The 14,306-nt window shown below is 68.9% G+C and carries 5 protein-coding genes; all 5 read left to right on the top strand.

Features of this window, described 5'->3' with window-relative positions; genetic code table 11:
- Positions 1–53: 53 nt before the first annotated feature.
- Genes ABV408_RS17745 through ABV408_RS17725 form a run of 5 tightly spaced genes read left to right on the top strand, consistent with a single transcriptional unit; the run spans position 54 to position 14,260 of the window.
- Entirely contained in the window at positions 54–4,367 is a 4,314-nt protein-coding gene (locus ABV408_RS17745; RefSeq protein WP_353980204.1) for an amino acid adenylation domain-containing protein, read from the top strand.
- Positions 4,364–9,784 carry an amino acid adenylation domain-containing protein gene (locus ABV408_RS17740; protein WP_353980203.1) on the top strand — a complete coding sequence of 1,807 codons (5,421 nt, stop codon included), beginning with the start codon at positions 4,364–4,366 and terminating at the stop codon, positions 9,782–9,784. Before ABV408_RS17745 ends, ABV408_RS17740 begins: the two co-directional genes overlap by 4 nt.
- Positions 9,781–10,830 (top strand): Gfo/Idh/MocA family oxidoreductase, encoded by a 1,050-nt coding sequence (locus ABV408_RS17735; protein ID WP_353980202.1) that lies wholly within the window; start codon positions 9,781–9,783, stop codon positions 10,828–10,830. The genes ABV408_RS17740 and ABV408_RS17735 overlap by 4 nt, the downstream gene beginning before the upstream one ends.
- Positions 10,827–12,539 (top strand): ABC transporter ATP-binding protein, encoded by a 1,713-nt coding sequence (locus ABV408_RS17730; RefSeq protein WP_353980201.1) that lies wholly within the window; start codon positions 10,827–10,829, stop codon positions 12,537–12,539. The genes ABV408_RS17735 and ABV408_RS17730 overlap by 4 nt, the downstream gene beginning before the upstream one ends.
- Entirely contained in the window at positions 12,536–14,260 is a 1,725-nt protein-coding gene (locus ABV408_RS17725; RefSeq protein WP_353980200.1) for an ABC transporter ATP-binding protein, read from the top strand. The genes ABV408_RS17730 and ABV408_RS17725 overlap by 4 nt, the downstream gene beginning before the upstream one ends.
- The last annotated feature ends 46 nt before the right edge of the window (positions 14,261–14,306 follow it).

Below are 14,306 nucleotides of genomic sequence, written 5' to 3'. Positions count from 1 at the left end.
ATTGTTGCCATATGTAGGCAGCCAACTTCAAATGTCTGTCTCAGGAAGCCTCCATGGATCTGCCCCTCGATTCCCGGCCCGCGCTGCGCGACTGGGTGACCGAACAGCTGGCCGAGCTTCTCGGCGCGCCGCACGACGATGTCCGCACCTTGACGGACGACGACGACCTGCTGAGCTGCGGGCTCGACTCGATTCGTCTGATGTACCTGCAGGAGCGCCTGCGTGCCCGCGGCGCGGCGCTGGACTTCGCCCAACTGGCGCGGCGCCCTTGCCTGGGTGCCTGGCTCGACCTGCTGGCGGGTGCCGAGCCGAGGCTTGCCCCCGTCACGCTGGCGGAGGTGACAGTGGCGCCGGATCAGCCGTTCGAGCTGTCTTCCGTGCAGCAGGCCTACTGGCTGGGACGGGGTGCCGACGAGGTGCTCGGTAACATCAGTTGCCATGCTTTTCTCGAATTCCGCGCGCGTGACCTCGATCCGCAGCGACTGGCCGTGGCGGCGCAGTGCGTGCGCCAACGCCACCCGATGCTGCGCGCCTGCTTCTTCGAGGGCCGTCAACAGATACTCGAATCGCCGCCGCTGCCCTGCTTCGACCTGCAGGACTGGCGCAGCCTGCAACCGGAGCAAGCCGAACGTGACTGGCAGACGCTACGCCAGTGGCGCTCGCACGAATGCCTGGCGGTGGAGCAGGGCCAGGTGTTCCTGCTCGGGCTGGTACGCATGCCGGGAGGTGAAGAGCGCCTCTGGCTGAGCCTCGACCTGCTCGCCGCCGATGTCGAAAGTCTGCGCTTGCTGCTCGCCGAGCTGGGCGCGGCCTATGTCGCGCCGGAATGCCTGACGCCAGCGCCGTCGCTGCACTTCGCCGATTATCTTGCGCGCCGCGCGGCACAGCGCGTCGAGGCGGCGGCGCGGGCTCGCGAGTATTGGCTGGAACGCCTGCCGCACCTGCCGGATGCACCGGCTCTGCCGCTGGCCTGCGCGCCGCAGGCGATTCAGCAGCCGCGCACCCGGCGCCTGGCGTTTCAGCTTTCCGCCCGCGAGAGCCAGCGTCTGGAACACCTGGCCGCACAGCATGGCGTGACCCTGTCGAGCGTGTTCGGCTGTGCCTTCGCCATGATCCTGGCGCGCTGGAGCGAGACCTCGGAATTCCTTCTGAACGTACCGTTGTTCGACCGTCACGGCGAGGATCCGCGTATCGGCGAGGTAATCGCCGACTTCACCACCCTGTTGCTGCTGGAATGCCGGATGGACGCCAGCAGGCCCTTCGTCGAGGCGGTGAAAGACTTCCAGCGCTGTCTTCACGGTGCCATCGATCATGCCGCGTTCCCGGCGCTGGAGGTGCTGCGCGAGGCGCGTCGGCAGGGGCAGCCGCGCTCGGCGCCGGTGGTGTTCGCCAGTAACCTGGGCGATGAGAGCTTCGTGCCGGCAGCCTTCCGCGATGTATTCGGCGAACTCCATGACATGCTCTCGCAAACGCCGCAGGTGTGGCTCGACCATCAGCTCTACCGGGTCGGCAATGGCATCCTGCTGGCCTGGGACAGCGTTGTCGGGTTGTTCCCCGAAGGCTTGCTCGAAACCATGTTCGACGCCTACGTGATGCTGCTCCAGCAGCTCTGCGACAGTGCCTGGGAGCGACCGCTCGGCCTGCCGTTGCCTTGGGCGCAGCAGGCGCGCCGGGCCATGCTGAATGGTCAGCCGTCGCTCGCTGCTCCGCGCACGTTGCATCACGATTTCTTTGCCCGCTCGTTGGCCGCGCCGTCCACCGTCGCGCTCTGCTACCGCGACAGGTGCATCAGCCGTGGCGAACTGGCCGAGCGCGCCCTGCGCATGGCCGGTGGCCTCTGCGCTGCCGGCGTCAGGCCGGGTGATGCGGTGGAGATCAGCCTGCCGCGCGGGCCTGAGCAGGTTGCGGCGGTCTTCGCCGTGCTCGCGGCGGGGGCCTGCTATGTACCGCTGGACATCGACCAGCCGCCAGCGCGTCGACGCCTGATCGAGGAAGCAGCCGGGGTGCGTCTGGTCATTGCCGGGCAGGACGACCCGCAGGCCTCGCCGCCGCGTTGGGATAGCGAGCGTTTGGCGTGCATGCCAGCCCTGGCCGCACCGCTGCCACTGTCGCCACAGGCCAGCGCCTATGTCATCTACACCTCCGGCTCCACCGGGGTGCCCAAGGGCGTGGAAGTCAGTCACGCGGCGGCGATCAATACCATCGACGCCTTGCTCGATCTGCTGCAGGTGAGCGAGGCGGATCGCCTGCTGACGGTTTCGGCGCTGGACTTCGATCTCTCGGTGTTCGACCTGTTCGGTGGCCTCGGTGCGGGCGCCAGCCTGATTCTGCCAAGCCAGGCACAGGCGCGCGATGCCGCCGCCTGGGCACAGGCCATCCAGCGCCATGGGGTGACCTTGTGGAACTCGGCACCGGCCCTGCTGGAAATGGCCCTCAGCCTGCCGGCCAGCCAGGCCGACTACCGTAGCCTGCGCGCGGTGCTGCTGTCCGGTGATTGGGTGGCGCTGGATCTGCCCGCGCGCCTGCGCGCGCGGTGCGACAGCGCATGCCAGCTACATGTGCTCGGTGGCGCCACCGAGGCGGGCATCTGGTCGAACCTGCAAAGCGTCGACACGGTGCCGCCCCACTGGCGCTCGATTCCCTATGGCCGCCCGCTGCCCGGGCAGGCCTACCGGGTGGTCGACGCGCAGGGGCGTGACGTGCCGGATATGGTGGTCGGTGAGCTGTGGATCGGTGGCGCCAGCCTGGCCCGTGGTTATCGCAACGATCCCGAGCTGAGCGCGCGGCGTTTCGTCCACGATGGCCAGGGCCGCTGGTACCGCACGGGGGATCGTGGACGCTACTGGCCCGATGGCACCCTGGAATTCCTCGGCCGGGTCGACCAGCAGGTGAAGGTGCGCGGCCAGCGTATCGAACTGGGCGAGGTGGAGGCGGCACTGTGTAACCAGCCCGGCGTGGAAAGCGCCTGCGCGGCGGTGCTCGAGGGTGCCACTGCGAGCATCGGCGCGGTGCTGGTGCCGTGCCTGGCAGAGCGCGCCGATAGTGCCACGCAGGTGCCGGAGGCACAGCGTTTCGAGGGCCTGGCCGAGGCCGAGACGGTGGTGACCCGAACGCTTCTTGGCGCGCTGCTGGAGGCGCCGCTGGCATTCGATGATGCCCTGCGCCAGCGCTGGCTCGACTGGCTGGCGGACTCCGCAGTGAACGCCCTGCCGCCGCTCGACGAAGCGTTGCAGCGGCTCGGCTGGCAGGCCGCGGACTTGAGCGCCATGGATAACGCCCTGCGTGCTCAGCTCACACAAGAGCAGGCGCCAGCCGCGTTACTTCTCGATCCCTGGCTGGCCCCACAGGCGCTGGCCGCGCGCCTGCCGGACGGCCGCGAGGCCCTGGCGCGCTTGCTGGACGCGCTGCCGACGCCGGCCAGCGGCGAACAGCTGCGGGTGGCCGTACTGGACACCCGCGCGGGTCTCTGGCTTGACCCCGCGTCGATCTCGGCCATGCACCCGAATCTCGAGCTGACCCTCTTCGAGCGCAGCCGGGGCCTGCTCGATGCCGCCGCTGCGCACCTGCCGTCGCAATGGGCGACCCAGGTGCTGGACGACGGCCTGCTGCCGGTAGAACAGCTCGGTCGCTACGATTTGGTGATCAGTTTCGCCGCGCTGCACACCTACGACACCAGACGCGAAGGGCTGGCGCTGGCAGCGGCGTTGCTGCGTCCGCAAGGCCGTCTGTTGCTGATCGACCTGCTGCGTGAATCACCGCTGGCGTTGCTCGGTGCGGCATTGCTCGATCCACGGCCGCTGCGTCTGGCGCCGTTGCCCGTGTTGCTGGACGACGTCGCTGGGGCGGGGCTGACAGCGCACTGCCTGTGGCGCAGCGAGCGCATCGCGCTGATTCAGGCGCAATCAGCAGGGCTCGGGTTCGATGCCGCCGCGCTCCGCTGCGCCCTGGAGGCGCGCCTGCCACAGGCGATGCGCCCCGATCATCTATGGTGCCTGCCGAGCCTGCCGTTGAACGCCAATGGCAAGGTCGACCGCCGTCGCCTGGCGCACAGCATGAGCCGCGCGCTGGGTCAGAGCCATGACGAGGGGGCCGCCCAGGAGCCACTGCAAGCTCACGAGAAGGCACTCGCCGAATGCTGGGAGGCATTGCTCAAGCGCCCGGTACGCCGGCGTGACGCCAGTTTCTTCAGTCTTGGCGGCGACAGCCTGCTGGCGACCCGTCTGCTGGCCCGCGTCCGCGAGCGCTTTGGCGTGCGCATGGCAATGGCCGACTTCTACCGCCAGCCGACCCTGGCCGGTCTCGCCCGTCAGGTACGGAGGCAGGCCGCCGACATCGAGGAACGCCACATGGAAGAGGGTGTGCTATGAGCCTGTGCGAACTGCTGGAAACCTGCCATAGCCGCCGCATCGAACTCTGGAGCGAGGAGGGCCGCCTGCGTTACCGTGCGCCCCAAGGCGCCCTCGACGCCGACCTTGCCGGGCTCCTGCGGGCCGAGCGCGAGGCATTGCTGGAACATCTTGAGGGTGGCCCGGACTGGCGCGCCGAGCCCGAGCTTGCCCATCAGCGCTTCCCATTGACGCCGGTTCAGGCCGCATACGTCTTGGGCCGCCAGACGGCCTTCGACTACGGCGGCAACGCCTGCCATCTTTACGCCGAATACGACTGGCCAGCCGACACCGACCCCGAACGCCTGGAAGCGGCCTGGAACGCCCTGGTCGCGCGCCACCCCATGCTGCGTGCGGTGATCGAGGACAACGCCTGGCAGCGGGTGCTGCCCGAAGTGCCCAGGCAGAAGCTGACCGTGCATGCCTGCACGGAACTCGACGAAAGCGCTTTCGAGCTACACCTGAGCCGGGTTCGCGAACGCCTCGACCATGCCTGCGTGGCGCTCGACCAGTGGCCGATCCTGCGCCCCGAACTGAGTCTGGGTCGGCATGCCTGCGTGCTGCACTGCTCGGTGGACTTCACCCTGATCGATTACGCCAGCCTGCAACTGCTGCTCGGCGAATGGCGCCAGCGCTATCTCGATCCACAGGGCACGGAGCCTCCATTGCAGGCGACCTTCCGCGACTACGTCGGGATCGAGCAGCGCCGCCGTCAGTCGCCGGCCTGGCAGCGCGATCGTGACTGGTGGCTGGCACGTCTGGACGATCTGCCAGGTCGCCCCGATCTGCCGCTACGGGTGCAGCCGGACACCCACTCGACGCGTTTCCAGCACTTGCACGCGCGGCTCGATGACGCCGCCTGGCAGGTGCTCAGCGCCCGCGCCGGCGAACATGGGCTGAGTGCAGCGGGAGTGGTTCTGGCGGCGTTCGCCGAGACCATTGGCCGCTGGAGCCAGAGCCCGGCGTTCTGCCTCAACCTGACGGTGCTCAACCGGCCGCTGCTGCACCCGCAGTTATCGCAGGTACTCGGCGACTTCACCGCCCTCAGCCTGCTGGCGGTGGACAGCCGACATGGCGACCACTTCGTCGAGCGCGCCCGGCGTATCGGTGAGCAGATGTTCGACGACCTCGACCACGCGACCTTCAGCGGCGTCGATCTACTCCGCGAGCTGGCCCGTCGGCGTGGACGCGGCGCCGATCTGATGCCGGTGGTTTTCACCAGTGGTATTGGCAGCGTGCAGCGCCTGCTCGGCGACGGCGAGGCACCCGGCGCGCCGCGCTACATGATCAGCCAGACCCCGCAGGTCTGGCTGGACTGCCAGGTCACCGACCAGTTCGGCGGCCTGGAGATCGGCTGGGACGTGCGCCTGGGACTGTTCCCCGAAGGCCAGGCACAAGCCATGTTCGACGACTTCGTCGGCCTGCTGCAGCAACTGGCACAGAGCCCGCGCTCCTGGAGCGACGACGAGGCGGCGGCGCCCCTCGAAGCGTTGCCGCAGGCGTTGCCCGGTAGCGCGCGGAGCATCGCCGCAGGCTTCGCCGAGCGTGCCCTGCTGACCCCCGAGGCAACGGTGATCCACGACGTCAGCGGCAGCTACAGCTACCGCCAGATCGCCCAGCACGCCAGCGCCCTGCGTCGTGCCCTGGCGGCACAGGGTGTGGGGCGTGGCCAGCGGGTCGCGGTGATGTTGCCGAAAAGCGCCCTGCAATTGGTCGCGGTGCTCGGCGTGATCCAGGCCGGCGCTGCCTATGTGCCGGTGGACATCCGCCAGCCGCTGCTGCGTCGCCAGACGATCCTCGCCAGCGCCGAAGTGGCCGTGCTGATCTGTCTGCAGCGCGATGCTGTGGATGCCGGCTATGCCTGCCTGGCCATCGATCGTCTGGTCGCCGATAGCGACTGGCCGCTGCCGCCCGCCGTGGAGGTGGCGGCAGACGATTTTGCCTACGTGATCTACACCTCCGGCTCCACCGGCACGCCCAAGGGGGTGATGCTCAGCCATGCGGCGGTGGGCAACACGCTGCTCGACATCAACCAGCGTTACGCCGTCGGCGAGCATGACCGACTCCTCGGGTTGGCCGAGCTGAGCTTCGATCTGTCGGTCTATGACCTGTTCGGCGCCACCGCGGCGGGCGCCCAGATCATCCTGCCCGATCCGGCCCGTGGCAGCGATCCATCGCATTGGGCCGAACTGATGGAGCGCCATGCCATCACCCTGTGGAACTCGGTGCCGGCTCAGGGCCAGATGTTGATCGACTATCTGGAGAGCGAACCCGAGCGGCGCTTGCCTGGGCCGCGTTGCGTGCTCTGGTCCGGCGACTGGATTCCGCTCAACCTGCCGACTCGCTGGTGGCGACGCTGGCCGGACAGCACGCTGTTCAGCCTGGGCGGGGCCACCGAGGCGGCGATCTGGTCGATCGAACAACCGATCCGCCCGGAACACAGCGCAATGGCCAGCATTCCCTATGGCCGCGCCTTGCGCGGGCAGAGCGTGGAAGTACTCGATGCCCGGGGGCGGCGCTGCCCGCCCGGGGTGCGCGGCGAGATCCATATCGGCGGGGTGGGGCTGGCGCTCGGCTACGCTGGCGACCCGCAGCGTACCGCCGAGCGCTTCGTCCAGCATCGCGATGGCCGTCGTCTGTACCGCACCGGCGATCTTGGCCGTTATCTGGCGGACGGCAGCATCGAGTTCCTGGGGCGCGAGGACGACCAGGTGAAAATCCGTGGCCACCGCATCGAGCTGGCTGAGCTGGACGCCGCGCTGTGTGCCCATCCGCAGGTCAACCTGGCGGCCACCGTGGTGCTGGGAGAGGCTCATGAGCGCAGCCTGGCCAGCTTCGTCACCCTGCACGCGCAGGAGTCGGACGATACCGACCCACAGGCGGCGCTCGATCTGGTGCGTCAGCGCGCGGCGCGGGCATTGCGGCGCGATTGGGGCAGCCTCGAGGAGATTGCCGGCGCGGTCGCCGCCCTCGACCGCGCCTGCCTCGTCTCGCTGGCTGCCTGGCTGGCCAGCAGCGACCTGTTTGCCAGTCGCGTGCCGCTGGGCTTCGCCACCCTGTGCCAGCGCCTGGGCATCGCCGAGGAGCATCAGCGGCTGTTGCGTCACTGGTTGCGCCAGTTGCAGGAGGGGGGTTACCTGCGCGTCGAAGGTGAGGGTTGGCTGGGCTGCGCGGAGCGTCCCATGCTGCGCCCGGAAGAGGCCTGGGCGGTGTTCGCTGAATGCGCACCGGCGGCGCTCTGGCCGGCGGAACTGATCGCCTACCTGCGCGACAGCGCGCAGTCTCTTGGCGAACAGTTGGCCGGGCGGATCAGCCCGGCAGCACTGATGTTCCCGCAGGGGTCGGCGCGCATCGCCGAGGCCATGTACAGCCAAGGCCTGCATGCCCAGGCGCTGCACGAGGCGATGGCCGAGGCCATCGCCGCCATCGTCGAACGGCAACCGCAGAGGCGCTGGCGTCTGCTGGAACTGGGCGCCGGCACCGCCGCCGCCAGTCGCGCGGTGATCGCCCGGCTGGCGCCGCTGGTGGCGAGTGGTGTGGAGGTGGATTATCTGTTCAGCGACGTCTCCAGCTACTTCCTCGCTGCCGCCCGCGAGCGTTTCGCCGGCCAGCCCTGGGTACGCTTCGGCCGTTTCGACATGAACGGCGATCTTCTCGACCAGGGCGTGGCGCCGCATTCGGTGGACATTCTGCTCAGCTCCGGGGCGCTGAATAATGCGCTGGACACCCCGTTGCTGCTGGCCGGCCTGCGCGAGCTGCTGGGCGCCGACGCCTGGCTGGTGATCCAGGAGCTGACCCGCGAGCACAATGAAATCAGCGTCAGCCAGAGCCTGATGATGGAAAACCCGCGCGATGTCCGGGCTCAGGAACACCAGTTGTTCGTCCATGCCGGGCAGTGGCTCGACTGGCTGGCGCGCGAACCGGGCGACCTGGCGTGCGGCGTGGTAGCGCCCGGCAGTGCCCTCGACCTGCTCGGTTACGATGTCCTGCTGGCGCGCTGCAAGACCGACCGCGCGCGCCTGGAGCCAGCCGAGCTGCTGGCCTTCGCCGAAACACGGGTGCCGCGCTACATGCTGCCGGCGCAGGTGCGCGTGCTCGAACGCCTGCCGGTCACCGGCAATGGTAAGGTCGACCGCAAGGCTCTGGCCGGCTTCGCCCGCCAGCCCCAGCCGAGCCCGCGCCGAGGCATTGCCCAGGCTCCGGCGGACGAGCTGGAAAGCACGCTGCTGAGTCTCTGGCGCGAGGTGCTGGACAATCCGGAGCTAGGGGTCGAGCAGGACTTCTTCGGCGCCGGTGGCGACTCGCTATTGATCGCTCAATTGATCGCCCGTTTGCGCGAGCGGCTGGAGGTAGCCCGCCACCATCCGTTCGACCGTCTGTTGCGCTGGGCGCTCAGCCAGCCGACCCCGCGTGGCCTGGCCGAGCGCTTGCGCGGCGCGCCCGAGGAGGAGCGCCAGCAGGGCACGGCACCTGCGCGCCGGTGCACGTCACTGGAAAGCGCCACACCGCGCGCGCCACTCGCCGAAGGCGCGGTGCCGCTCGATCCGCTGGTACGCCTGGTGGCCGGCGAGGGGGTGCCACGGGTGTTGATCCACGAGGGCCTGGGTACGTTGCTGGCGTACCGGCCGCTGTTGCGCGCCTTGGGCGAGGAGCGGCCACTGCTGGGCCTTGCGGTGCATGACAGCGATGCCTACCTGGCGACCCCCGCCGAGCACCTCAATGCCTGTCTGGGCCGGCGCTATGCCGAAGCGCTGCAGGCGACCGGGCTGCGCGAGGTCGATTTGCTCGGTTACTGCTCCGGTGGGCTGCTCGCCCTGGAAACGGCCAAGTCCCTGGTGCAGCGAGGGGTGCGCGTGCGCCACCTGGATATCGTCTCCAGCTACCGAATTCCCTATCAGGTGGACGACGAGCGCCTGCTGTTGTTCAGCTTCGCCGCCACCTTGGGCCTGGATACCGCAGCGCTTGGCTTCCCTGCGCCGCAGCCGCTCGGCCAGGCCGTGCAGGCGGCGCTCGTGCAGACGCCGCAACGTCTGGGCGACGAAGCGCTGGCAGGTTTGCCGAACCTGGCCGATCTCGCCGCCCTGCGTGCCCGCGTATTGCAGGCGGCCAGCGGCAGCGCCGATGCCGCCAGCCTCGAACGAGACACCCTCTATCGACTGTTCTGCCACTCGGTGCGCGCCAGCCAGGCCGAGGCGCCGGTGCCTTATGTCGGCAGCCTGCGGCTGTTCGTGCCGAACGCCGGTAATCCGCTGGTGCCGCGCTACGCCGAGGCCTTGGAAAACCATTGGCGGGCCGCTGCGCTCGGTGCCTGCAATGTCCACGAGATACCCGGCGGACACTTCGACTGCCTGGGCGAGGCCCTGGCGCAATTGCTGCTGACAGAGGAGGCGTGCCGATGAGCGATGTGCATTCCGTGGTGGTCGCTGGCTCTCGGTTCGGTCAGTTCTATGCGGCCGGCATCACCGCCGATCCGCGCTTCGTCCTGCGCGGCATCCTTGGCCAGGGCAGCCGGCGTTCCCAGGCACTGGCCACACGCCTGGGCGTCGCAAGCTGGCGCGAGGTGGCGGCCTTGCCGGACGACATCCGCCTGGCCTGTGTTGCAGTCGGCGGCGCGGCGCGCGGCGAGCAGGGCCCGGCGTTGGCCGAAGCGCTGATGGCGCGCGGTATCGACGTGCTGATCGAGCATCCGCTGCTGCCGAGCGAATGGCAGGATCTGCTGCGCAGCGCCGAGCGCCTGGGGCGGCGTTGCCTGCTCAACACCTTCTACCCGCAACTGCCAGCGGTGGCGCGCTTCATCGAACTGGGCCGGCAATTGCGCCGGCGTCGGGGCATTCGTCATCTGGACGTGGCCTGTGGCGTGCAGGTGGGGTTCGCCACCTTGGACATCCTCGCTGCAGTGCTGGAGGGCGTCGGTCCGTACTCGATGGAAGCCTCTTCGAGCGATCTGTCGAGCATGCGCGGCCTTTCCCTGGTGCTGGCGGAGGTGCCGCTGAGCCTGCAGGTGCTCAATGAACTGGCCGCCGCTGACGACGGGCGCATGACCCTGCTGCAACGCATCAGCCTGACCACTGACCGTGGCACGCTGAGCCTGCTCAGTCCCCATGGCCCATTGCTGTGGACGCCGGCGGTGGCCGTGCCGGCCGAGGATGACGACGGCCTGTTCGTGCTGTTGGACGAGACCTCCGACGAGCCGCTGCCCAGCGCTCAGCTCTGGTACGCAGAGCCCTGTAGCTGGACGCAGATCCATCAGCGGCTGTGGCCGACAGCCGCGGCCGAGGCGCTGGCGTTGCTCACCGACGGCGCCGAGGTGCATCGGCGTAACCAGCGCAGCCTGGAGGTCGCAGCCCTGTGGCAACGCATCGGCGAACGCCTGGGCTTCCCCGAGGCGCCGCCGCGATCCCTGGCGTCGGCGAGTCTGCAACAGGCCCTGGAGCCAGCATCATGACCCCGGTGCTATGGCGTCTGCTGCGTCCCTATCGCGGGCGGATGGCGGCGGCCATGGGCCTGCAGGCCTTGGCTGGGCTCTGTTCGCTGTTGCCCTGGATGTTGCTTGCCTGGCTGGCCGAGCCCCTGGCGCAGGGGCAGGTGCAAGCGCCGTTGCTGGCGCTACTGTTGCTGGCTGTGCTGACCTGGCTGGTGAGCCAGGCGCTGGCCGCGCACCAGGCCCATCGGGTCGATGCGGATCTCTGCAACGACTTGCGCCTGCGCCTGCTTTCGCACCTGCAACGGTTGCCGCTGGACTGGTTCGGGCGCCAGGGCCAGGACGCTGTGGCGCGCTTGCTGGAGCAGGACGTGCGGGCTTTGCACCAGTTGATCGCGCATGCCCCCAACGATCTCAGCAACCTGCTGGTGGTGCCGCTGGCGGCAATGCTCTGGCTGGCCTGGTTGCAGCCTTGGCTGCTGTTGTTCTGCCTGTTGCCGTTGCTGCTGGCTGGCGCCGGTTTCCTGCTGTTGCGCTCGGCGCGTTACCGCGATTCGGTGCAGCGGCGCAATGCTGCCCTGGAAACCCTCGCGGCGGATTACGGTGAGTTCGCCCATAACCTGCTGTTGGCTCGGCAGTACCCTGGCGCCGGCGTGCAGCGTGGCGTCGAGGCATCGGCTGCGGCATTCGGTGAGGCATTCGGTGCCTGGGTGGCGCGGGTCGGGCACCTGGCCGCGCTGGTCTACGTACAGTTATCCACACCCTGGCTGCTGGCTTGGGTTCTGCTCGGCGCGCTGCTGCTCGACAGCCTTGGCGTGTCTCTGGCGCTGGGGCAGGTATGTGCCTTCCTGCTCCTGCTGCGGGCGATGGCCGCGCCGGTGCAGGTGCTCGGCCATGGCGGCGATGCGTTGTTGAGCTCCCGCGCCGCCGCCGAACGCCTGCAGCAGGTGTTCGCTCAGGCGCCGTTGGCCGAAGGCCGTGCGACCACGCCACCGGCCGACGGCGCGGTAAGGGTGAGCGGCCTGGGGCATGCTTACGAGGGTGAGGAGGTGCTGAGCGATATCGATCTGCAACTGCCGGACGGCAGCCTGGTGGCTTTGGTCGGCGCTTCCGGTTCCGGCAAGAGCACTCTGCTGCATCTGCTGGCGCGCTATATGGACGCCGGACGCGGTGAGATACGCATCGGTGGCGTGGCGTTGGACGAGATACCTTCCGCTGTGCGCCACCGGCATATCGTGCTGGTGGGCCAACAGGCAGCAGCGCTGGAGATCTCCCTGGCCGATAACATCGCGCTGTTGCGTCCCGACGCTGCGTTTGACGAGATTCGCCAGGCAGCTCGCGATGCCTGTCTCGACCAGCGCATCATGGCGCTGCCGCACGGCTACGACAGCGTACCAGGGCGCGATCTGGAGCTTTCCGGCGGCGAGCTGCAACGCCTGGCGCTGGCTCGCGCGCTGCTGTCGCCAGCGCCTCTGCTGCTGCTCGACGAGCCGACCTCGGCGCTCGACCCGCAGACTGCCCGTAGGGTGTTGCGCAACCTGCGCCAGCGCGGGGGAGGGCGCACCCGAGTGGTGGTCGCTCATCGGCTGGCCGAGGTCAGTGACGCCGATCTGATCCTGGTCATGGCCGATGGCCGGATCGTCGAACGCGGCGAGCACAAGGCGTTGCTGGCCACGGACGGTGCCTACGCGCGGTTATGGCGCGAACAGAGCCGTATGGAGGTGGCGGTATGACGCCGTTCGAGCGTTTGCGTGCGCTGCCGCAGGACTGCCGCACCGCGCTGCGCCGTGCGAGTGGCTGGGCGATTCTGGCAGCGCTGCTGGATGCCGCCAGCGGCGTGCTGTTGGTACCGCTGATCGAAGCCTTGTTCGCCGACGGAGCGTTACCCTGGCGTTGGATCGCCGCGCTGCTCGGCGCGACCCTGGCCCAGGCGCTGGTGCAGTACCTGGCCCTGCGGCGTGGCTTCGCTGCCGGTGGTGCGCTGTCTGCCGGCCTGGTACGCGGCCTGGTCGCACGGCTGCCGCACCTGTCGCTACCGGCGTTGCGTCGAGTGGCACCAGCCGAAGGCCTATTGCGTGGCCCGGTGCTGCAGGCCATGGGCATTCCGGCGCATCTGCTGGGCCCTTTGCTCGGCGCGCTGGTGACGCCGCTCGGGGTAGTGCTCGGGCTGTTCCTGATCGACCCGCCAATCGCCCTCGGCCTGCTCGTCGCCGGTATCTTGCTGGGCGCGCTGCTGCGTTGGAGCGGGCGGCGCAACCTGGCCGTGGAAGACGCCCGCCTGGCCGCCGAGCGCGATGTCGCTCGGCAACTCCAGGCCTTCGCCGAGCACCAGCCATTGCTGCGCGCGGCGCAACGCGAGAGCCGTGCCCGACAGAACCTGGAAGACGCTTTGCAGAAACTCCACGCCACGACCCTGACGCTGCTGCGCCACAGCCTGCCCAGCGGCCTCGGCTTCGCCCTGGCGGTACAGGCGGTGTTCGCTTTCGCGCTGCTTGGTGGCGCCTGGATGGTACAGGCCCAAGGTCTGGATGGTGCTCGTCTGGTAGCGGTGCTGGTGCTGCTGGTGCGCTTCATCGAGCCGTTGTCCCAGCTCACCCATCTCGACCAGGCGCTGCGCGGCGCCTGGCAGGCCCTCGATACCCTGCTGCGGGTGTTCGCCCTGCCGCCGTTGGAAAGCCCCGAGCCGGACGAGCGCCCGCGCGACGCGAGCCTGGAGGCAGAGGCTTTGCGCGTGAATCTGGATGATGGCCGGGCCTTGCTCGAGGACATCTCCCTGAAGCTGGAAGCGGGCTCGCTGAACGTGCTGGTCGGCCCTTCCGGGGCGGGCAAGAGCACCCTGCTGGCCGTGCTCGGGCGGCTCTACGACGCCGATGCCGGGCGCGTCCTGCTGGGTGCTGTGGATATCCGTCGATTGAGCGCGACGACGCTCGCCGCCAGCCGCAACCTGGTGTTCCAGAACAATGGCCTGTTCCGTGGCAGCGTTGCCTGGAACCTGCGCATGGCGCGACCCGATGCCGGTCTCGAGTCGCTACGCGAAGCCGCGCGGGCGGTGGGGCTGTTGGAGGAAATCGAGAGCTGGCCGCAGGGCTGGGACAGCGAGATCGGCCCCGGAGGTGCACTGCTTTCCGGTGGCCAGCGCCAGCGCCTGTGCCTGGCCCGCGGCTTGCTCTCGGCGGCCCCGCTACTGCTGCTCGACGAGCCCACAGCCAGCCTCGATGCCGTCAGCGAGGCGCAGGTGCTGCGCAGCCTGGTCGCCTTGCGTGGCCGGCATACCCTGCTGGTGGTGACTCACCGCCCGGCGCTGGCGCGCCTCGCCGATCAGGTGCTGGTGCTGGAAGAGGGGCGCCTGCGCGCGAGCGGTCGGCACGCCGAACTGAGCGCCAGTGATGCCTGGTATGCCGATTTTGCCTACGAGCAGGCAGAGGAAAGTTCCATGTTGGCCGTGAATCGATAGAGAAATACCGGCAATCGAAAGCGCCTCTATCGATGTTTTTGTAGAA

This window comes from Salinicola endophyticus, assembly GCF_040536835.1.
Classification (GTDB): domain Bacteria; phylum Pseudomonadota; class Gammaproteobacteria; order Pseudomonadales; family Halomonadaceae; genus Salinicola; species Salinicola endophyticus_A.
Note: the sequence above shows the minus strand (reverse complement) of the source record. Positions and strands in the feature narration are given on the sequence as shown.